The sequence below is a fragment of the Pseudaquabacterium pictum genome, assembly GCF_005403045.1.
Lineage (GTDB): Bacteria > Pseudomonadota > Gammaproteobacteria > Burkholderiales > Burkholderiaceae_C > Pseudaquabacterium > Pseudaquabacterium pictum.
The window spans coordinates 18909-40954 of record NZ_BJCL01000017.1; the positions used below are offsets into that span (position 1 = coordinate 18909).

Consider the following 22046-nt stretch of genomic DNA (forward strand, 5'->3'; position numbering starts at 1 on the left):
TTTCAGCATGTGTGGGCAACGTTCAGGAGCAGCAGGCTCAACTGCCGCGACGGGGCAGGCCTTGATTGACCGGCACGTTCAGGCGGCGGGCGCGCACCATCTGGTACGGCCGCACAAGATAGGCCAGCGTGCCGAAGCCGCTCCACACATGCACCAGGCGACTGAAGGGGAACAGCAGAAAGATGGTCATGCCGAGCAGCATGTGTGCCTGGAAGTGCCATTCGATGCCCGCCACCAGCGCCGCGTTGGGCTGCATCAGCACGATGCCTTGCAGGTACTCGGCCAGGCGCAGCATCGTGGTGGGCTCCGACACGTGGTGCAGCGAAGAAGGCAGCGTCGACAGCCCGATGGCCAGCTGTACCCACAGGATGAGCAAGATGGCGATGTCTGTGCGGTGGCTGGTCAGGCGGATGCGGTCGTCGAACAGGCGGCGGTGCAGCAGCAAGCTCAGTCCGATGAAACACAAGAGGCCCGCCACACCGCCAGCCACCACGGCCAGCAACTGCTTTTGCGGCGCGGTGACGAAGAGTTCGTACAGCCAGTGCGGGGTCAGCTGCCCGAACAGGTGCCCGAAAAACAGGAACAGGATGCCGCCGTGAAACAGGTTGCTGCCCCAGCGCAACTGCCCCTTGCGCAGCAGCTGCGAGCTGTCACTCTTCCAGGTGTACTGGTCACGGTCGAAGCGGGCCAGGCTGCCCATGAAGAAGACCGCCAGGCAGAGGTACGGGTAGACGTTGAAGGCGAAGTTGTGGAGGGTGTTCATGAAGACGCTCCCGGAGCGGTTGGTGCGACGTGACGCACAGGCGGGCGCACGATCTGAATCGGTTGCGGCTGCCCGGGCCGCGCCTGGCCCTGGGTGGAGCAGCCGTCGAAGGCCACGGGTTCGGCCCAGCTCTCGTCCAGCTCGGGCTCAGGCGGCACAGCAACGGCCTGCGCCTTCTCGCCGGCCAGGTCGAGCAACGCAGCCAGCACGCAGGCATGCGCAGCCTCGCGGCGCAACAGCGCGCTGAAGATCACCTGCAGGATGTGCGCGATCTCGCCCAGGAAGGCCTTGGCCTGCGCAGGGGGCTGTGTCGAGGCGTACTGCAGCACCACCGTCAGGTGATCGGGCAGTTCGCCCGGCGCCAGAAAGAGACCGGCGGCCTCGTAGGTCTGGCACAGGTCCACCATCGCCGGGCCACGGTCGCGGCTGTCGCCGTGCACGTGCTCGAACAGGTGCAGCGCGGTGCCGCGGCCGCGGTCGAAGAGTTCGACGTGGTCAGCCTCCACGTCGAGCGGGCGGCGGCGAGAAAGCCGGGTGATCAGGGCGTCCAGTTCGGCCAGGCGCGCGCCGCTGAGCGCGCCCTCATCGTGCAGAGCCGACTGAAGTTCTGGCAGATGGGAGCGCAGCTCGGCATCGGGGTAGCTCAGCAGGTGGGCGAGCACGCGCAGCGTCTTGGTGGCGGTCGTCGGGGTGGTGTTGAAGAAGCTCATGTCAGACCCCCGCCTTGATGGGAATGGTGCGCTTCTTCTCGCTGCCGAACAGGCTCGTCTCGGTTGTGCCTTCGCTGCAACCGTTGCCGAAGCTGAAGCCGCAGCCGCCGCGCACGTTGAAAGCGTTCTCGGCGTATTCGCGGTGCGTGGTCGGGATGACGAAGCGGTCCTCGTAGTTGGCAATCGCCATCACGCGGTACATCTCTTCCACCTCGTTCACGCTCATCTTCACCTGGTCGATCGCGGCGTGATTGGCCTCGCGGTCCACGTGCTTGCTGCGCTGGTAGGCACGCATGGCCAGCATGCGCTCCAGGGCACGGACCACCGGCGCGGTGTCACCGGCGGTGAGAAGGTTGGCCAGGTACTTGACCGGGATGCGAAGCTGGTTGACGTCCGGGATCTCGCCGTTGGTGCCGACATGGCCGGCATTCGCCGCTGCGGTGATGGGGCTGAGCGGCGGCACGTACCAGACCATCGGCAGCGTGCGGTACTCGGGATGCAAGGGCAGCGCGACCTTCCACTCCACCGCCATCTTGTAGACGGGGCTGTTGCGTGCCGCGTCCATCCAGTTGTCCGGAATGCCGTCCAGCCGTGCCTGCGCAATCACCTTCGGGTCGTTCGGGTCCAGGAAGATGTCGAGCTGGGCTTGGTACAGGTCCTTGTCATGCTCGACGCTGGCCGCCTCTTGAATGCGGTCGGCGTCGTACAGCAGCACGCCGAGGTAGCGGATGCGGCCCACGCAGGTCTCGCTGCAAACGGTGGGCTGGCCGGCCTCGATGCGCGGGTAGCAGAAGATGCACTTTTCGGCCTTGCCGCTCTTCCAGTTGTAGTAGATCTTCTTGTAGGGGCAGCCGCTCACGCACATGCGCCAGCCGCGGCATTTGTCCTGGTCGATCAGGACGATGCCGTCTTCCTCGCGCTTGTAGATGGAGCCAGACGGGCAGCTCGCGACGCACGCCGGGTTCAGGCAGTGCTCGCACAGCCTGGGCAGGTACATCATGAAGGTGTTCTCGAACTGGCCGTAGATGTCCTTCTGGATGTCGTCGAAGTTCTTGTCCTTGCTGCGCTTGCTGAACTCGCCGCCCAGGATTTCTTCCCAGTTCGGACCCCAAACGATCTTCTCCATGCGCTTGCCCGTGATCAGGCTGCGTGGCCGCGCGGTGGGCGCGTGCTGCATCTCGGGCGCCGACTGCAGGTGGTCGTAGTCGAAGGTGAAGGGCTCGTAGTAGTCGTCGATCTGCGGCAGGTTGGGGTTGGCGAAGATCTTCATCAGCAACTGCCACTTGCCGCCCTGGCGCGGAACGATGGAGCCATCGGCCTTGCGGATCCAGCCGCCGTTCCACTTGTCCTGGTTCTCCCACTCCTTGGGGTAGCCAATGCCGGGCTTGGTTTCGACGTTGTTGAACCAGGCGTACTCGACGCCGGGGCGGCTGGTCCACACGTTCTTGCAGGTCACGCTGCAGGTGTGGCAACCGATGCACTTGTCCAGGTTCAGGACCATGCCGACTTGCGCGCGGATCTTCATGCGCCTTCTCCTTGTGCTTGCACGATCTCGGCGCGTTCATCGCCCAGTGGGGTGTCGAGCCAGTCGACCTTCTCCATCTTGCGGACCACCACGAACTCGTCGCGGTTGGTGCCGATGGTTCCGTAGTAGTTGAAGCCGTAGCTGAACTGCGCGTAGCCGCCGATCATGTGCGTGGGCTTCAACACGATGCGCGTCACGCTGTTGTGGATGCCGCCGCGCACGCCGGTGATCTGCGACCCAGGGGTGTTGATGATCTTTTCCTGTGCGTGGTACATCAGCAGCATGCCGGGGTTCACGCGCTGGCTCACCACCGCCCGAGCCGCGATGGCACCGTTGATGTTGAAGACCTCGACCCAGTCGTTGTCCTCGATGCCGCTGCGCTTGGCGTCGTCTTCGCTCAGCCACACCACCGGGCCGCCGCGGTTCAGCGTCAGCATCATCAGGTTGTCGCTGTAGGTGCTGTGGATGCCCCACTTCTGGTGCGGCGTGATGAAGTTGAGCAGGATCTCTTTGTTCCCGTTCGGCTTGATGTTGTGGATGCCGGCCGTGGTCTTCAGGTCCACCGGCGGGCGGTAGCTGCTGAAACCCTCACCGAAGGCGATCACCCACGGGTGGTCCAGGTAGAACTGCTGGCGGCCAGTCAACGTGCGCCAGGGGATGTACTCGTGCACGTTGGTGTAGCCGGCGTTGTACGAGACGGTCTCGCTCTCGATGCCGCTCCAGGTCGGGCTGCTGATGATCTTGCGCGGCTGCGCCTGCACGTCGCGGTAACGGATCTTCTCGTCCTCGCGGTACAGCGCCAGGTGCGTGTGGTCGCGCCCGGTCTGCTTGCCCAGGGCCTGCCAGGCCTTCACCGCCACGTGGCCGTTGGTCTCGGGTGCCAGCTGCAGGATGACCTCGCAGGCATCGATGTCGGTCACGATCTTCGGCATGCCCTTGGTCACACCTTCGGTCAGCGTCTTGCCGTTCAGTTGGCCGAGCTGCTCGACTTCGGTGCCGGTCTTCCAGCCGATGCCCTTGCCACCATTGCCCAGCTTGTCCATCAAGGGGCCGAGGGCGGTGAAGCGCTTGAACACGTTCGGGTATTCGCGCTCCACCACCATGATCTGCGGGGCCGTCTTGCCGGGGATCAGCTCGCACTGGCCCTTCTTCCATTCCTTCACCTCGAAGGGCTGGGCCAGCTCACCAGCGGTGTCGTGCATGATCGGCGTCAGCACCACCTCTTTCTCGACACCCAGGTGGCCGACGCAGACCTCGCTAAAGGTCTTGGCGAAGCCCTTGTAGATCTCCCAATCGCTGCGGCTCTGCCACACCGGGTCGACCGCCGCGCTCAGCGGGTGGATGAAGGGGTGCATGTCGCTGGTGTTGAGGTCGTTCTTCTCATACCAGCTGGCCGTGGGCAACACGATGTCGGAATACAGGCAGGTGGTGCTCATGCGGAAATCCAGCGTCACCACCAAGTCGAGCTTGCCGACCGGGCCTTCTTCGTGCCACTTCACTTCGCTGGGCTTGGCGTCGTCCTTGCCGAGGTCCTTGCCCTGGATTCCGTTCTCGGTTCCCAGCAGATGCTTGCAGAAGTATTCGTGGCCCTTGCCCGACGAGCCCAGCAGGTTGCTGCGCCACACGAACAGCACCCGCGGCCAGTTCTGAGGTGCGTCCGGGTCTTCGCAGCTCATCTGCAGCGTGCCGTCCTTCAGCGCCTTGACGACATAGTCCTTGGCGTCCATGCCGGCAGCGCTGGCGTCCTTCACCACCTGCATCGGGTTGGTCTTGAGCTGCGGTGCGCTCGGCAGCCAGCCCATTCGTTCGGCGCGCACGTTGTAGTCGATCATGCTGCCGGCATACAGCGCCTTGTCGGCCAGCGGTGACACGATCTCTTCCATGCCGAGCTTCTCGTAGCGCCACTGGTCGGTGTGGGCGTAGAAGAAGCTGGTGCTGTTCATCTGGCGCGGCGGGCGGATCCAGTCCAGCGCGAAGGCCAGCGCCGTCCAGCCGGTCTGCGGGCGCAGCTTCTCCTGGCCGACGTAGTGCGCCCAGCCACCACCGCTCTGGCCGATGCAGCCGCACATCATCAGCAGGTTGATGACGCCGCGGTAGTTCATGTCGGCGTGGTACCAGTGGTTCATCGCCGCGCCGATGATCACCATGCTCTTGCCATGCGTCTTGTGCGCGTTCTCGGCGAACTGGCGCGCCACGCTAATGATCTGGTCGCGCGGCGTGCCGGTGATGCTCTCGGCCCAAGCAGGCGTGTAGGCGGCATCGTCGTCGTAGCTCTTGGCACCACTGCCCAGGCCGCGGTCGATGCCGTATTGCGCCACCTGCAGGTCGAACACCGTGGCCACCAGGGCTTCGCGGTGGTCGCCTTCCTTGCCCAGGCGCAGGCGCACGGCCGGCACCTTGACGAAGTTGACTTCGCCGTTCTGGGTGTTGGACTTGAAGTGCGGCGTGCTCACGCCGCCGAAGTACGGCAGGCCGATGTCGACGACTTCGTGCGCCTGCTCGCCATCCTCGATGACGGACAGCTTCAGCTTCACTTCGGCGCCGTGGCGCGCTTCCTTGCTTTCCAGGTTCCACTTGCCCTGGTCGACGCCGCCTTCAGGTGTCCAGCGGAAGCCGATGCTGCCGTTGGGCAGCACGGCGCGGCCGTTCGTGTCGAAGGCCACCGTCTTCCACTCGGGGTTGTTCTCCTGACCCAGCTTGCCGTTGAAGTCGGATGCGCGCAGGTAGCGGTCGGGCACCAGGGTCTTCGTGCCGTCGGGCAGGGTGTGCTCCTTCAGCATCACCAGCAGCGGCAGGTCGGTATAGCGACGCGCATAGTCGTCGAAGTACGGGCTGCGCTCCTTGAAATAGAACTCGTTGAGCGCGACGTGGCCCATGGCCATGGCCAGCGCTGCATCGGTGCCCTGCTTCGGGTGCAGCCAGATGTCGGCCAGCTTGGCCACCTCGCTGTAGTCGGGCGTGATGGCCACCGTCTTCGCTCCCTTGTAGCGCACCTCGGTGAAGAAGTGCGCGTCGGGCGTGCGGGTCTGCGGCACGTTGCTGCCCCAGGCCATGATGTAAGTGCTGTTGTACCAGTCGGCGCTCTCGGGCACGTCGGTCTGCTCGCCCCACACCTGCGGGCTGGCCGGCGGCAGGTCGCAGTACCAGTCGTAGAAGCTCATGCACACGCCGCCGATCAGGCTCAGGTAGCGGCTGCCGGCGGCATAGCTGACCATGCTCATCGCCGGGATGGGGCTGAAGCCGATGACGCGGTCGGGGCCATGCTTCTTGATCGTGTAGACGTTGGACGCCGCGATGATCTGGTTGACTTCGTCCCAACTGCTGCGCACGAAGCCGCCCATGCCACGCACCTTCTGGTAGTCACGGCGGGCAGCGTCGTCCTCGACGATCGTGGCCCAAGCATCGACCGGCGTCTTCGCCGACTTCATCGCCGCGCGCCAGCGTTCCAGCAGGCGTCCGCGCACCATCGGGTACTTCACGCGGTTGGCGCTGTAGAGGTACCAGCTGTAGCTGGCGCCGCGAGCGCAGCCGCGCGGCTCGTGGTTGGGCATGTCCCAGCGCGTGCGCGGGTAATCGGTCTGCTGCGTTTCCCAGGTGACGATGCCGCCCTTGACGTAGATCTTCCAGCTGCAGCTGCCGGTGCAGTTCACGCCGTGCGTGCTGCGCACGATCTTGTCGTGCGCCCAGCGATTGCGGTAGGCATCCTCCCAGGTGCGGTCTTCACCGGTGGTCAGGCCATGGTCGCCGGAGAAGGTCTCCTTGGGCAGCGAGAAGTGGGTGAGGCGGTCCAGAAAGTGGCTCATGTTGTCGTCCTTGGAAGATGTCGTCTGCGGTCAGCGATCAGCAGGGGATTCAGCAGGTGGATCAGCAGGGGTAAGGCGCGTTGCGGCGGCTGTATGCCCACCAGGTCAGCGCAATGCAGGAGAGGTAGAACACGATGAACATCACCAGCGCGGCCGAAGCGCTGCCTGTCATCGCGAGCGAAGAGCCCACGCTCTTGGGGATGAAGAAGCCGCCGTAGGCTCCGATGGCGCTTGCGAAGCCGAGGGCTGCAGCGGCTTCAACCGCGCCTTCCTTGGCCGCGAGTACCTGGTCCGATGGCAGACCCCCGGCGCGCTGCACCCGTTCGGCAACGAAGAGGCTGGAGATCATGCGAAACGTGCTGCCATTGCCGATGCCCGATGCCGCGAACAGCACACCGAAGGCAGCCAGGAAGCCGGGGAAATTGCCGCCGTGCCCTGGCTGACCGGTGGTGTCGGTCGCGGGCAGGAACAACAGCGCAGCTGAAGCGGCAAGCGCCATCGCCACGAAGATCCAGAAGGTCACGCGCGCGCCGCCCCAGTGGTCGGCCATCCAGCCACCCAGCGGGCGCAGCACCGCGCCGATCAGTGGGCCCAGCCACACCAGGTGCAGTGCATCGGCGCGTTGAAACTGGCTTTGCGCCAGCATCGGCAAGCTGGCAGAAAAGCCGATGAAGCTGCCGAACGTGCCCAGGTACAGCCAGCACATCAGCCAGTTGTGCCGGCGCGTGAAGATCACCGCCTGCTGGGCCATGCCGGCGTGGGTGGCGGCCAGGTCGTCCATGCCGAACCAGGCGGTAGCCGTGCTGGCCAAGATCAGAGGGACCCAGATGAAGCCCGCGTTCTGCAGCCACATCGGCCCCTCGACCGTCTGCTGAGCCGGACCGCTGAACACGCCGAAGACCCCGGCGCTGATGGCCAGTGGGACCAGCAGCTGAACCAGTGCGACGCCTAGGTGGCCCAGTCCGGCGTTCAGGCCCAGCGCATAACCTTGGCGGGCACTCGGGAAGAAGAAGCTGATGTTGGCCATCGAGCTGGCGAAGTTGCCGCCACCCAGGCCACACAACAGAGCCAGCACCACCATCCACTCGAAAGGCGTGTTCGGGTCCTGTACCGCCAGGCCGATGCCGACCGCCGGCACCAGCAGACTGGCCGTGGCCAGCGTTGTGAAGCGTCGCCCGCCGATCATCGGCACCGCGAAGGCGTAGAAGATGCGCAGCGTGGCGCCACACAGGGCGGGCAGCGCCGTCAGCCAGAACAGCTGGTTGGTGCTGTAGCGAAAGCCCGCTGCCGGCAAGTGCACCACCACCACCGACCACAGCATCCACACCGCGAACGCCAGGGCCAGAGCAGGGACCGACACCCACAGATTGCGCCGGGCCACCGCGCGACCGGACAGGTCCCAGAACTTGCGGTCCTCGGGGTTCCAGTGCTGGATGATCGTCATGCTGGTCATGGCGTGAAGGGGTGCCGGCGTCAGGGTGCGTCGCCGTGACTCAAGGGTTCTTCACGTAGGCATTGCCACGCAGGTAGAACCACCAGTTCAGCACCAGACAGACGGCATAGAAGATCGCGAAGCCGTACATCGCGTATTGCGGCGTACCGGCCTTGATCTGCGCACCGATGACCACCGGTGCGATGAAGGCGCCGTAGGCGGCGATGGCCGAAGTCCAGCCCAGCACCGGGCCAGCCTGCGTGCGGTCGAAGATGACGCCGATGGTGCGGAAGGTGCTGCCGTTGCCGATGCCGCTGGCGAAGAACAGCACCATGAACAGGCCCAAGAACATCGGGAAGTACTGCTCGGGAGTGGCCGAACCGTAGGCCTGCATCATCACGTAGCCCACCCACACCGAGGCCACCGCCATGACCACCGAGATCACTTGGGTCACGATCGATCCACCGACCTTGTCCGAGATCCATCCGCCCAGCGGGCGCACCGCAGCTCCGACGAAGGGGCCGATCCAGGCGTAGGTCAGCGCCGAAGGTGCGTTCGGGTTCTTCAGCGCGTGTTGCAGGACACCGTCGGCGCCCGGCACATGCTGGAAGCCGAAGATCACCGTGATGGCCAGCGGCAGCGCCATCGAGAAGCCGATGAACGAGCCGAAGGTGACGATGTACAGCGCGGTCAGCGCCCACGTGTGCTTGTTGCTGAAGATCGCAAACTGCTTCTTCACACCTTCCTTCATCTCGCCGAAGGCTGCGAGCTTCATCACGCCCAGCGCCAGCAGCACATCCAACGGGATCGCCACCCACATGCTCAGCAGCCCCAGCCCAGTGGGCTTGGGCAGGTACAGGTAAAGCATGAAGATCGACGGCACGAAAGCCAGCGTGTACAGGTAGGTGATCTTGGCGAACGCGACCAGAGGCGAACCCGTACTCGGCGACACCGTCTTCAGGTTGTTCATGCCCCACCAGCACAACACCGACAACGGCACCAGGGACAACACCCACGCGAAGCCGGCGTTCTGGATCCAGGTGGGCGTACCGGCGGCAATCTTTCCGAAGATCCAGCCGCTGTCTTTCGCGAGCACCATCGGTTCGCCGGCGAAGCTGCCGAGCAGGCCCATCGTCATGACCAGCGGGATGACGATCTGCATCGTCGTCACGCCAAAGTTGCCCAGGCCCGCGTTGAGGCCGAGTGCCGTGCCCTGCAGCCGCTTCGGGAAGAACGTGCTGATGTTGGACATCGAGCTGGCGAAGTTGCCGCCACCCACGCCCGACCACAGCGCCATCAACTGGAAGGCCCACAGCGGCCAGTCCTTGTGCTGGAGAACGATGCCGGTGCCGATGGCCGGGGCCAGCAGCATGGCGGTGGTCAGGAAGATCGTGTTGCGTCCACCCGCCAGGCGAATGAGGAATGAAGCGGGGATGCGCATCGTCGCGCCAGAGATGCCAGCGATGGCCGTCAGCGTGAACAACTCGGCCTGGGTGAAAGGAAAGCCCAGGTTGAGCATCTGCACGGTGATGATTCCCCACATGCCCCAGACCGCGAAGCCGCACAGCAGCGCGGGTACCGAGATCCAGAGGTTGCGGTAGGCAACCTTCTTGCCCGTGGCATTCCAGAAGGTGTCGTCTTCGGGACGCCAGTCCGCGATGTCGGGGCCGGGAGCCTGGTTTGGGGCGGACTTGGCACCCGCCGTCGTCGTGGCATTCATTGCTTCTTCTCCTTGTGCTTTCAGCGCGCGAAACTGCGCGACAAGGGCGACGCCGGTGCGTTCGTGCCCATCATTTCGGTCTTGCGCACTTCGGTCCAGTACATCCAGATCAGCGAGACCCAGACCACGCCGTACATCAACATGAATGCGCTCGAACGGATGCCGGTGAGGTCCATCAGCGCCCCGAACATGATCGGCAGCACGAAGCCGCCCAGGCCGCCGGCAAGGCCGACGATGCCGCTGACGGTGCCGATGTTTGCCGGGTAGTCGTCGCCGATGTACTTGAAGACACTGGCCTTGCCGAAAGCGAAGGCGATGCCGAGCACGAACATCAGGGCTGTGAAGAGATAGACGTTCAGGCCGACGTGGAAAGTCCGTGGGCCATTGACGGTCACCACCGTGAAGTCGGTCTGCGGGTAGCTGAGCAGGAATAGACAGACCCAACTGACCCAAAGCACCCACCAGGTAACGTGGTGTGCGCCGAACTTGTCGGACAGGATGCCGCCAACGGCGCGCAGCACGCCACCGGGCAGGCTGAAGCAGGCCGCGAGCAGTGCGGCGGTCTGGATCGACAGGCCGAACTCGCCCACGTAGTACTGCACCATCCACAGCGCCAGCGCCACGTAGCCGCCAAAGACGATGCTGTAGTACTGGCAGTACTTCAGCACCTTGGGGTCCTTCAGCATTTTGAGCTGGTCGCTGAATTTCACGTTCGACGCCACCAGGTGCTTGGGGTCACTGCTGCTGCCCAGCCAGAACAGGATGACCGTGCCCAGCATCACGGCGGCATAGACCTGCGGCACCAGGGTCCAGCCACCGATGGCCAGTAGCACCGGCGCGGCGAACTTGTTGACGGCAGAACCGGAATTGCCAGCCCCATACACACCCATGGCCATGCCCTGACGGCTCTTCGGGAACCAGCGCGCCACGTAGGGCGTGCCCACCGAGAAGGAGCCGCCAGCCAGTCCGACGAAGAGGCCGATGACCAGGAAATGCCAGTACGCGGTGGCGTAGCTCATCAGCCAGATCGCCGGCACCGTGGCGGCCATCAGCAGCGCCATGACGATGCGGCCGCCGTAGCGGTCGGTCCAGATGCCCAGGGGCACGCGGATCAGCGAGCCCGTGAGAACCGGCGTGGCCGTCAGCAGTCCGAACTCCGTGGCGTTCAGGCCCAGGGTCTTTTTCAGCGGGATGCCGATGACGCCGAACATCATCCACACCATGAAGCAGACCGTGAATGCGATCGTGCTGACGATCAGCACGGACCACGCCTGGCGTGGGATGGGGGTTGCGGTGGTGGCCATGGAACGTACTCGTCTTGGGTTTGACGAGACTGTCCGCCTGCAGGGCTGCCGTGAACATCAGCACGCTGGCTATGCGTCGCGCAGCAGAAGAACTATGCGCGGCGGCACGCACATAGTTCTGAAGAACTACGCCGGGACCGTTCGGTCCGGAAGTTGACCTGGGTCAACGCGAGTCGATCGAGCGCTCGCCCAGACTGGGCCTCATCCGCTTCCAAACACCCACGATGCCCCCGAACATCACTGCACAGGCCAAGGCGCTGATCGAGCACATCCAGATGCGCTATCACGAGGGCCACCGCCGCACGCTTCCCGACCTGTTGGCCCTGGCTGCAGCCGCGGAAGAGCACGGCGTCGGGGACGGCCTCGCCAACGCACTGGCTGCGATCGGCCACGCGCTGGAACAGCACATGTTCAAGGAAGAGATGCGCCTCTTCCCGATGATGGAGCAAGGTGGCAACACCTTGATCGGGCGGCTGATCGAAGACCTGCACCGAGAGCATGTCGATCACGAGGCCGCGATGAACGAGCTTCGTGCTCGCCTTCGGCTTTTGAACGGGACCTATTGCACCGACCCGGCACTCCAGAAACTCGTCCGCGGTGTCGACGACCTAGCCCATGAACTGGCACAACACATCCGCGCCGAGGACGAGGAACTGTTCCCCTTGTTCTCAGCATCCCATGCGCCTGCCTCGAACGCGGCATTCCATCCATAGCCACTTGTACCCGGAATCCCATGAACTCGACACCTTTGAATCCGGCCACCGACGTGTTGGCATCCGACGTGGCACGCCAGGAGGTGCTGAGCGCACTCAATGAACTTCTGGAGGCTGAGCGCGCCGGCGCCCGGGTGGCGATGGAAACGGGCCGCGAGATCACTGCACCCGAACTCGCCGCACTGGTCGAGGACATCCACAGGGACGAAGTCCGCTGGTGCAGCCTGCTCATGCGCACGATCAAGTCCTTCGGTGCCACGCCCTCCAGCGCCACCGGCGCGTTCTGGGGCAAGGCCATGGACATTCCCGATGTGGATGAGCGCCTGAAATTCCTGAACCGAGGTCAGGCGTGGGTTGTCAGAAAGCTCGAGGCCCTGATTCCACGCATTGAGGTTCCGGCGGCGCGAGAAGACCTGAAGGCCATGCTGCAGGCGCACCGGCACAATATCGACCGGGTCGAATCCCGGTTTGCCTCACAGCCATCGATCGACTCGCCCCGGACGACGGATGAACCGCCGCCCTCTGACGCATCGGCATTGGTTGCGTACATCCTTCGGCGCTTCCACGAGGTTCATCGCCGGCAATTGCCGGAATTGATCCAGCTCGCGAACAAGGTGGAGACGGTGCATGCCGACCACCCGTCGGCGCCGCGCGGCCTCACGGTGCTGCTGGAGCAGATGCATTCAGAGTTGCTGGACCACATGGCCAAGGAAGAAGGCGTGCTCTTCCCGATGCTGGCTCGCGGGGGCAGCTCCTTCGTGACCCACCCCATCTGCGTGATGATGTCGGAGCATGAGGAGCATGGCCGCCGGGTTGCGCAGTTGATGGCCATGACTTGTCAGGCCACGCCACCTGAAGATGCTTGCCGCACGTGGGTCCAGCTCTGTTCCGCGACGAGGCAATTTGCAGATGACTTGCAGCAGCACATTCGCTTGGAGAACGAAGTGCTGTTCCCGCAGTTCGACCTTTCTTTGGCTCACGTACAAGGATCGGATAGCAGGTGAGCAAGCGCTCTCCGGCCAATCCCGCCCATCCGGAGCGCATCTGCTGGGGTTGTGACCGCTACTGTCCTGTGGGTTCAATGGCGTGTGGCAACGGGAGCGTGGCGATACCCCATCCTTCCGACCTGTTTGGCAAGGACTGGGAGAGCTGGGGGACCAACCCACAGCTGTCCGGAAGTCCTGACGCGCCGGTCGTAGAGTCTCAAGACTCTGTAACAGGGGCCAAGCACATTCTCGAATGATGAGCCGTTCCATCGACGAATGCCTCGAACCAGTCGCGCCCCAGCACGCGTACGCGCAGGTGCTACATGCAGGCTTCGTCGTCGAGATCAGGGCGAGAACAACTGCCGATCGTCCTGGAAGCTATGTGCACGTGGTGGTCCTGACCTGCCCCCCGCCAGCCGTACCAGTCTGAAGTAGAGGAGTCCGCCGATCAGGAGAATGGCGGACATGAGGAAGAGCAAGTTCACAGAGGAACAGATCATCGGGTTCCTCAAGCAGGCCGAGGCCGGGATGGCGGTGGCGGAGATCTGCCGCAAGGGCGGGTTCTCGGACGCGACGTTCTACAAGTGGCGCGCGAAGTTCGGCGGCATGGAGGCGTCCGACGCACGGCGGTTGCGCGAGCTGGAGGAGGAGAACTCCCGGCTCAAGAAGCTGCTGGCCGAGGCGCACCTGGACATGCATGCGCTGAAGAGCGTTCTCGGGGTAAAGCGCTAGCCCCACAGGTCAGGCGCGAGGCGATCGGGCGGCTGGTGCGCGAGCACGGGTTGTCCGAGCGCCGGGCGTGCCGGCTTGTGGGGCTGAGCCGAGACAGCTATCGACATCCACCGCAGCCCAGCGCGCAGGAAGAGGCGCTGAGGCAGGAGATCGTTGCCGTCGCGCACCAGCGGCGGCGGTTCGGCTACCGGCGGGTGCACGACATGGTCAGAAGGCAGTTTCCAGGGGTGAACCACAAGCGCGTGTACCGGCTGTACCGGGCGGCGAACCTGGCGGTGAAGAAGCGGCGCAAGGTGCGCCGGCCGCTGTCGGAGCGCCTGCCACTGGGCGTGGCCACGCGGGTCAACGAGGTGTGGAGCATGGACTTCGTCAGCGACAGCCTGGCCAACGGCCGGCGACTGAAGTGCCTGACAGTGGCCGACGACTTCAGCCACGAGGCCGTGGACATCGCGGTGGACTTCGGCATCAGCGGGCAGTACGTGATCCGGCTGCTGGACCAGGCGGCGCGGTTCCGCGGCTACCCGAAGGCCGTGCGCACCGACAACGGGCCGGAGTTCACACGCCGCGCCTTCATCGCCTGGACGCAGGCGCATGGCATCGAGCACCTGTTGATCCAGCCCGGCCGGCCGATGCAGAACGGCTACATCGAGAGCTTCAACGGTCGGTTCCGCGACGAGTGCTTGAACGAGCACTGGTTCGAGAACCTGCAGCAAGCTCGGCAGGTGATCGCTGCCTGGCGGCGCGACTACAACGAAGTCAGACCGCACGGCAGCATCGGCCGGGTGCCGCCGGCGCAGTTCGCCGAGCAGCATCGCCGGCATGCCGGCGATGCTGCTCGGCACCTCACCCCTGCAAGCAACGAGATCCAGTAACCTTCAACCGGGATTCCCTACGAATCATTGGTACGCCGGCAGGGGGCAGGTCAGTCCACGCATCGCCGACCTGCCCGCACGAACATTCGGCCAAATACCTGATCGAGGATGCGACGGCAAGTGGTGCGGTGAGATCTGGTATCGCCATCGCGCAGGCGATGATCGAGGATCAATTTGCATAGGACACCACACGACGTCTATGTGGATGGTGACGAGTCGGGTCCATCCACGTTCCCTGCGCGATGATGAAGAGTCTTCTGGAAAACAACCGATGGCTGCTTTGGCTGGGCTTCCAGCGCCAGACCGTTGATGCCCGTGAGCGAGCACGCGACGTGACTGGTGCCGTGCTCGGCCTGCTGCTGACCGGCGGCCTGAGCTGGTGGGCCTGGGGCGCCGAATCGGTCTGGCTGGGCGCGCCTATGGGCGCATCAGCCGTGCTGTTGTTTGCTGTGCCCAGCAGCCCGCTGGCGCAGCCCTGGCCGGTGGTGATGGGCAATTTCATGGCTGCGCTTGTAGGCGTGCTTGTCTACCGCAGCTTGGGGGCCACACCGCTGTCCGCAGCGCTGGCCGGCGGCCTGGCACTGGCTTTGATGTTCCCAATGCGCTGCGTGCATCCGCCGGGTGGGGCAGTAGCGATTACCGCAGTGGTCGGTGGCACTGCGGTGCACGCTCTCGGCTTCGGCTTCGCTCTCGCACCCATTGCAGTGAACTCCGCAGTACTGGTGGCCTGTGCCCTGCTGTGGCGGCGACTGACGCATAACCATGTGGCCCCGCACCCTGTGGTGCACGCCAACCGCCACCGCACGTCCGATGCGGCGCCACAGGACCGCATCGGCATGACGACTGCGGACCTCGACGCCGCGCTGCGCAGCTTCAATGAACTGCTCGACATCGACAGCGAATCGTTGGAACAGGTTCTGCGCCAGGCGCAGGGGCTGGCCTGGCAACGCCAGTTCGGCAGCGTGCGTTGCGCTGACATTATGTCGCGCGACCTAGTGACGGTGGAGTTCGCGACCCCTCTGCAGGAGGCTTGGACCTTGTTGCACCGCCACCGCATCCGCGTCCTGCCCGTGGTTGACCGAGCGCGTCGCGTGGTCGGCGTGGTCACGCTGGTGGACTTCCTGAAGCATGCCCACCTCGACCCGCGCGACCACCTCAGCCTCGGACAGCGTGTACGGCGACTTCTGGCGCCAACGCCTGGCGATCACTCCGACAAGGCCGAGGTTGTGGGTCAAATCATGACCAGCCCAGCGCACACCGTTGCCGAGCTGGATTCCGTGGTCGACCTCGTTCCGATGCTGTCTGACAGTGGCATGCACCACCTGCCGGTCGTCGACGCCGAGCGCCGGCTGTCAGGCATCGTCACGCAGTCTGATCTGGTGGCCGCGCTGTACCGCGCGCAGTCGGCGGCTTCACCGAGTGGCAACTCCGTGTAGGTTGAAACCTGCAGGGTCGACTACATAAAGTTGGGATTGCGGCCAAAGACAGTCACCGGGGGCCTTTAGCAACGGCCTTTCCTGCACATTGCCGGCCCCGAGGGCTCGACCATGTGACCGCCAACGCGGCCCGACTCTGGTTGGCCATAACCGTTGCGCATGGCGTCGAAGTACGACGCCTGCATCGAGGACTCCTGATTGGCCAATCGACTGTCGGCTTTCGGACAGAACCTCGTGGGGCGGGTTGTGGCCGGCCGCGTGACTTCGGCTCGACATTGCGAGAGGCGGCGATGCGGCCCCAAGCAGTCAGCAAGCCCACGAGCGTCGCTTGTCCATCGCATCGCCGCCTTCCGCGGCTGGCGGCTCGCCGGCTCCCCACGACCGAGGCTGTGTGGAAAGCACCCGAGGACCGTGCAACCAGCGCCAAGACTCAAGCGGCCCGTCGCCGTTGATGAACATGAAGATCCAGTCTAAGCCGGCCCATCTTCTCGCCTTCATGCCCTCATCGCACCAATCAGCGCCCCGGTTCCAAGGATCTTGATCGTGCGCTTCAGGTTGTAGGCCAGAACCTGCAGATTCATCTCGGTTCGCACCCGCGGCAGCTTCTTGGTCAGGAAGTGGGTCGATCCCATCCAGGCCTTGAGCGTGCCGAAGACATGTTCGACCGTCTGCCGTCGTAGCGTCATCGCCTGGGGCGCCCCGTCCAGCCGCTGTTGAACGACATCCAGTATGTCTTCGTGCTCCCACCGCGAGATGCGCCGCTCTTTGCTGGTGGTGCAACGCGGTTTCATGGCGCAGCCTGAGCAGTCCGACGACCAGTACTTGTGCTGGATCTTGCCGGCTTCTTCGGTGGTCATGCGGTGGATGGCGATACTTCCAGCCGGACACCGGTACTGGTCAGCCTTGTCGTCATAGACGAAGTCGCGCTTGTCGAACAGGCCCTTTGCAGCGTTGTTCGATGTCATCGGCTTGGGCACCACCACGGCAACACCCGCAAGCTCTGCATCCAGGATCTCGTGGCCCTCGTAGTAGCCTTTGTCGGCCACGGCGATCAGGTCGTCCTGCCCGGTCGCGGCCTGGGCAAGCTTGGCCATGTGTGCCAATTGATTCCGATCGTGGCCGACGTTGGTGACCTCGTGGGCGACGATCAAGTGGTGCTTGGCATCGACAGCTGCCTGTACGTTGTAGCCCACGATGCCGGTGCCCCGGCCACTGGTGGCCATCGAGCGCGCGTCGGGGTCGGTCAGGGAGATCTGACCGTCCTCAGACGCCTTCATCTGCTTGCCGATCTCGTTGAGCGCTTCGATCTGCTGCTTGACCTTGCCAATCTTCTCCTTCAGATGCTCGACCCTGCTTGGCAGGACAGCAGCGGCATCGCGGTCGGCGCGGTCCAGTTCGACCAGGTACCGCTTGATGCTGTCTTCCAACTGCTCGATGCGCGCCTCCAGCTTGCGGTCGGTGAAGTTCTTGTCCCGGTTGTTGACCGCCTTGAACTTGCTGCCGTCGATGGCGACGATGCCATCGGTGAACAGCTTCAGCCGTCGGCACAGCAGGACTAACTCCTTGCACACCTTGCCGATCGCTTCGCCGTTGTCGCGCCGGAAGTCTGCAATAGTCTTGAAGTCCGGAGCGAGGCGACCAGTCAGCCAGATGAGCTCGATGTTGCGCTGCGCCTCGGCCTCTAGGCGCCGACTCGACTGCACCCTGTTGAGGTACCCGTACACATAGATCTTCAGAAGCGTGGTCGGCCTGTACCCCGGTCGGCCAGTTGCCGCTGGCTGGGCTCGGTCGAAGCCCAGCTTCTTCAGGTCGAGACCGTCGATGAACACATCGATGACGCGGACAGTGCTGTCTTCGTGGATCCAATCATCCAGTTGCTCGGGGAACAGGGCACTCTGCGTGCGATCCCGGCCTTCGATGAAGCCAACCATACCGACTCCAGCGCTTGATATGGTTCCGGATCCTATCGTTCAACTGCAGCGTCCTACAGAGGGGTTTCCACACAGCCTCGACCCTATGCGGACATTGCTGCTTTGGAATTCAACGCCCGATTGCGGCCGTGAAGCAGCGGACGCTACTGCACGACTAGCCGTATGGCAATGGGTGCGATGACATATCGTGGCGTGGATGCTTGCCTGACAGGCTAGACCGCCTTGTCCAGCTGTGTTCGTTTGGCAGATGCCAAGTACCTTGGCAAAGCGCGAAGGATAGCGCCCACCGCATTAGGGATGCTGTCCGCTCGCTCCCAGCGCTGAATTGTGCGCAACGGGATTCCGTACTCATCGGCAAATCGCTCTTGCGATAGGCCAAGACTCTTCCGAAATTGTCGGAACTGAGCAGCGGTAACCTCAGGAGAGACGAGGCAACCGGAGCGAGGGGATTTTCGAAGATCGTCCGTCACCATTCCCCCCTCTTGGCTTGACCCTTGTCACGTAAGTAGCCGCGTAAGAACCCGCTCGAAGAACGAAAGCAGCGAGAGGATCCAAGGGGCGTGTTGCTTAGCCTGCGCGAGGCTAGGCCGCGATCTCGACTCCTCGATGTCCACATCAATGCAATCGCCAGTGCACCTATATGAAACGATCCACGCGGACGACTTCGGACGCGGAAAGCGGACCAGTCCAGCGGGCGTCCTGAGCGCAGCAGCCTCGCACGTATGTAGGAACAAGAACTGTTCCTCAGGCGAGAGTTGATCATAGCTAGGCAGGTCCTTTGCAGAGACGCGAATGCAAGTATTGCTCGCGGGTGGCAGTACCACATGGACGCGCTTCATGAAACATATCCCCAAGGTTTAACGATTCGCCCAATGGCCAAATCGTTGGTGTCCAGACGGCTGTCGACATTGATTTCCCGAGCACACCCAATTGACCTCTACCCCCGCAAAACACAGGTTAGTGCAGTGCTGAATAGGAGTCGAATGTGGCGCGAAACCATGCCCGAGGATGCCGCGCTCAAAGTTAGAAGCGAACTCATCCTCGACCGACCAATTGCGCTTCCTGGTGACTGCCTCTGTAGAGACTAGCCAGCAGAAACTGCTCTCCTGGATATGGAGCGCACAACGCAGACACCCTTCAACTCGAACCGATCAGGCTAGCTTGTGGCCGCGAACGCCTGCTTGCGCAGGCCGTTCACCGCCTTCCCGGTTCATTTTGAGTCTAGGGATAAGGCACCTCACGGTCGAGCGAGGTACCCATTGATGGGTAGTGTGCCGAGATCAACCCCCCGCGTCAAGCAAGGATTTCAGGCGAGCGCTCTCGACGGTAGCAACGTTGACAGCCAGGGGATAAGGTAGGCAAATGGCGTAGGCTCAGGGCTGCAGCGCTGGTACCACCAACCCAGATCGAGATAGCGCCGTCTGCCGTACTGTGGGTGAGTTCTCTTCTTGCGAGTGGACGCCGCATGAGGCAGGCAGAGCACCGTCTAAGGCAAAGATCTCCATCCGCAAAGCCTGAATCGGACTGGCACCACTGACGGCTATTGGCCGAGTCGAACCGGCGAGCGACGCGGACTTGCCGCCGCAAAGCTGTCCTTGGCGGCCTCGTCTATGGCCAAACTGGGAGCGCAGGTCGACCGGTCGCTGATGGCCGGGTGGAGAAATCGGCATGGCGGCATCGGGCGACAGCTGAGGGCGGCATAGCTGCCGGCCCAAGATCAGCGCGACCGTTCCCGGTCGCCGTGTCGTTGAGGGCCAGCCTGAACGGTCTTGGCTCGCGCTCGTGGGGCGCGCGCGTCATAGACCGGGACCTTGAACCTCTCGCCTCTCGCAACTCTCTTGGCACCCTCAGCCGCCATCATGGCGCGCACCTGGCCACGAAGCTCGGGGGATACCTTGCCGTCGACGAGTGCCTTCTCAATCGCTGTTGCAAGCTGGCGGTGCCCCCCAAGTTCGGTTGCCTTTCTGTCGCCGCTCAATCTTTCGATGTGCTCCGATTGCACACGCCCGACGGCTTCACCTGGTCTCTGCGGTGCCGGTCCATCGCGACCAACTTGTAGTCGCGTCTGCTCCTTCGAAGCTGCTTCACGGTCGCTAAGCGTGGCCGTGTGCCCGACAGCTTTCAGCCCCTGCGCAGTAGCGGCTATCCATCCCTCCCGGACAAACTCCGGTGATCCGACGAGCCTAACTGTTTCCCAGCCACGCTCAGCAGCTCGATCCACCATGGCTTTGATCGCCGCCGGGCTCTCGCTGCCAGTGCTGATGCTCATGAACTTGTCGGTGAAGGCAACCTTGCCGGCCTGGTCCCTGAAGTGATATTCCTTCTCGAGCAGCCCGACCCGCTTGACGTTGAAGCGGTCTTCAAGCGGAGGAATCGCGCGGCGCTTCTCGGCGGTGACGCCTTCCGGGCGCATCAAGTTGATGTCGCTGGCGGCTTGGTCGGCTGAGGGTGGAGTCTTGCCACTTGTCTTCGCACTTGAAGGCGCTGCCGACGCGCTCGCCTGGTCCATTGACTCGCCCGACCCAGCGCGTGCCAACAGGCTTGCTGGCCTATTGACCCCAGGCATCGCCCACTCGGCCGTCTCCCGATCGAACGTGATGCGGTAGGCGTCGCTCTTCAGACTATCCGCAACCAATGCCTTTGCTTCGCTGGCGCGCGGATGCGGCGGTAACCCGTCGATCAGCAACAGGTCCCGACTGTCCTTGATGGCCAATCGATCGAGCGCCGGCCCCTGCAGGTCTTTGACGGTCAGGCCGGCGCTCGCCATCGTCGCGTACCGGCCTGCAATACTGTCGGCGGCATCGTCACGACCACTGGCGTACTCGAACGCCTTTCGAACTTCTTTCGCTGCCGACTGCTGCTGTTCATCGGCAAAGGCTCGCTCAGCCAGGCCGGCATATTCAGACGAAATCCCCTTGAGCGCAGACCTGTATGACAGATGCTGATCGCCGGTGTCACCCATCACGGCGGCAGCACGGCGCTGCAGAGTCTTGTCGGCAAAGCTGTTCAGCGCCGACACATCACTGGTCGCCGCTTCCCGTGCCGCCACAGCACCAAGGGCTCCTGGTTCCAAGGCCTGCAGACCATCATGGCGCCTGTCGACGTTCCGCAAGGCCTGCGCATCGGCCAGGGCTGAAGCTGAAGGCGGTCGGGGCTCACTCTGCGGCCCGGTGACGCTGTCGCGCTTCTGCTCTGCCGTCGCCAGCGCCTGGTCTGCCACGAGTGGGTCAATCGCCGACTGGCCCTCGGCTGCAGCACGTTGAGTCTCAGCGCCCCGTCCTGCCAGCATGCTGGCCTGTGTTCGTCCGCGGCCCTTCGCGGCCTGGCGACCATCGAGGTCCAGTGAGTCGGCTTCGCCGGCCTCGCCGCTGCTCTCGCCCGAATTGCTTCTGTCGGAGGCCGCGCCCATCACAGGCTCGCTGCGGTGGTGCCCTTGCCGTTCGCCGCGCTGCTGCGCAGGCTCACGAGCATGGGCGCGGCCGTATAGAACTCGATCTCGACGCGACGGCTCTGTGAGCGATCAGCGGGGCGAAGGCCGGCGATGGGATCGCCAGCACCCTGCCAGGTCAGGCGGAGCTTGTCCTTGGGCACGCCGGCTTGATGCAAGAACTCAGCTGCCGCTTCGGCACGCCGGCGAGCCAGCGCGGTTTCCTGCAGAGAGTCGCCGGTCGCATCGGTGCGCCCGCGGATCATGATCACAGCGGCGTCTTTGGCGCGCCGGACCAATGCTGCGGCGTCGGCCTGCTCGACGCTCCAGGCTGCGGAGCCCATGCCGAAGGGCACGACCGCCACCAGATTGCCGGTTGCCTCCGCGGCGCCCGAGTCGGCGGCACCTGTCGAAGCAACGCCAGGCACTGGCAGCGCTTTGGCCAGCGTCGTCGCTACGACGCCAGCGCGCGCCATCTCCGACACGAGGATCGTGGCCCGGCTCAGGTCGCCCTGACAGGCCTTGAGGTCGACTGCGGCACGGGCGTTGACCGGCCGCTTGGTGGACTCATCCACTGAAGGCGGCTTCGGGGGCGTCGAGCACGAGGTGAGCAGCAGCGCGCCGATGCCGACGCAGCAGGCGGTGTGCGCCGTCGTCACCGCCTTGTAGATCGTCCGTGAGATGGGCATAGC

The 22046-nt window shown here is 63.9% G+C and carries 16 protein-coding genes; 5 read left to right on the forward strand and 11 right to left on the reverse strand.

All coding sequences use genetic code 11. The annotated features are described in order from the left end of the window. Positions 1-37: 37 nt before the first annotated feature. The 7 genes from narI to FFT10_RS28660 form a co-directional block, all read right to left on the reverse strand. Entirely contained in the window at positions 38-763 is a 726-nt protein-coding gene (narI, locus tag FFT10_RS22840; RefSeq protein WP_137735195.1) for a respiratory nitrate reductase subunit gamma, read from the reverse strand. Further along, positions 760-1473 (reverse strand): nitrate reductase molybdenum cofactor assembly chaperone, encoded by a 714-nt coding sequence (narJ, locus tag FFT10_RS22845; protein WP_137735196.1) that lies wholly within the window; start codon positions 1471-1473, stop codon positions 760-762. The genes narI and narJ overlap by 4 nt, the downstream gene beginning before the upstream one ends. Position 1474: 1 nt before the next feature. Continuing rightward, a complete protein-coding gene (gene narH / locus FFT10_RS22850; RefSeq protein WP_137735197.1) occupies positions 1475-2998 on the reverse strand; it encodes a nitrate reductase subunit beta in 1524 nt (507 codons plus the stop codon). Further along, positions 2995-6801, reverse strand: coding sequence for a nitrate reductase subunit alpha (locus FFT10_RS22855; RefSeq protein ID WP_137735198.1), 3807 nt, complete (start codon positions 6799-6801; stop codon positions 2995-2997). Before FFT10_RS22855 ends, narH begins: the two co-directional genes overlap by 4 nt. 61 nt (positions 6802-6862) lie before the next feature. After that, complete coding sequence (locus tag FFT10_RS22860; RefSeq protein ID WP_137735199.1) at positions 6863-8254, reverse strand: MFS transporter; 1392 nt, start codon at positions 8252-8254, stop codon at positions 6863-6865. Positions 8255-8294: 40 nt separating this feature from the next. Beyond that, on the reverse strand, positions 8295-9953 hold the full coding sequence (locus FFT10_RS28655) for an MFS transporter (protein ID WP_137735200.1): 1659 nt from the start codon (positions 9951-9953) through the stop codon (positions 8295-8297). 20 nt (positions 9954-9973) lie between these two features. Continuing rightward, complete coding sequence (locus tag FFT10_RS28660; protein ID WP_137735201.1) at positions 9974-11257, reverse strand: MFS transporter; 1284 nt, start codon at positions 11255-11257, stop codon at positions 9974-9976. 224 nt (positions 11258-11481) lie between these two features. Here FFT10_RS28660 and FFT10_RS22875 point away from each other — a divergent pair, with 224 nt between their 5' ends. The 5 genes from FFT10_RS22875 to FFT10_RS22895 all read left to right on the forward strand — a co-directional run bounded on the left by FFT10_RS22875 (position 11482) and on the right by FFT10_RS22895 (position 15996). Next, positions 11482-11970 (forward strand): hemerythrin domain-containing protein, encoded by a 489-nt coding sequence (locus FFT10_RS22875; protein WP_137735202.1) that lies wholly within the window; start codon positions 11482-11484, stop codon positions 11968-11970. 20 nt (positions 11971-11990) lie between these two features. After that, a complete protein-coding gene (locus FFT10_RS27840) occupies positions 11991-12974 on the forward strand; it encodes a DUF6306 domain-containing protein (RefSeq protein WP_162520890.1) in 984 nt (327 codons plus the stop codon). Further along, positions 12971-13213: a DUF3079 domain-containing protein gene (locus tag FFT10_RS22885; protein WP_137735203.1), complete on the forward strand. Its 243-nt coding sequence runs from the start codon at positions 12971-12973 to the stop codon at positions 13211-13213. The genes FFT10_RS27840 and FFT10_RS22885 overlap by 4 nt, the downstream gene beginning before the upstream one ends. Positions 13214-13421: 208 nt before the next feature. Then, positions 13422-14560 (forward strand): IS3 family transposase gene (locus tag FFT10_RS22890; protein WP_137735204.1). Its coding sequence is split into 2 segments (ribosomal slippage): positions 13422-13683 and positions 13683-14560, totalling 1140 coding nucleotides; the frame shifts between segments, so codons are not numbered across the junction. Between the two features lie 242 nt (positions 14561-14802). After that, the gene (locus FFT10_RS22895) at positions 14803-15996 is read left to right on the forward strand and encodes an HPP family protein (RefSeq protein WP_228027259.1); all 1194 of its coding nucleotides are present in this window, start codon (positions 14803-14805) and stop codon (positions 15994-15996) included. Between the two features lie 494 nt (positions 15997-16490). Here the strand turns inward: FFT10_RS22895 and FFT10_RS22900 are convergent, their stop codons facing one another. From FFT10_RS22900 to FFT10_RS22915, 4 genes are all read right to left on the reverse strand, one after another. Beyond that, positions 16491-17927 (reverse strand): IS1182 family transposase, encoded by a 1437-nt coding sequence (locus tag FFT10_RS22900; protein WP_137735205.1) that lies wholly within the window; start codon positions 17925-17927, stop codon positions 16491-16493. A 212-nt stretch (positions 17928-18139) separates the two neighbouring features. Further along, positions 18140-18400 (reverse strand): helix-turn-helix domain-containing protein, encoded by a 261-nt coding sequence (locus tag FFT10_RS28865; protein WP_137735206.1) that lies wholly within the window; start codon positions 18398-18400, stop codon positions 18140-18142. A gap of 1244 nt (positions 18401-19644) precedes the next feature. Further along, entirely contained in the window at positions 19645-21336 is a 1692-nt protein-coding gene (locus FFT10_RS22910; protein ID WP_137735207.1) for an LPD7 domain-containing protein, read from the reverse strand. Beyond that, complete coding sequence (locus FFT10_RS22915) at positions 21336-22043, reverse strand: OmpA family protein (RefSeq protein ID WP_137735208.1); 708 nt, start codon at positions 22041-22043, stop codon at positions 21336-21338. The genes FFT10_RS22910 and FFT10_RS22915 overlap by 1 nt, the downstream gene beginning before the upstream one ends. Between the last annotated feature and the right edge of the window lie 3 nt (positions 22044-22046).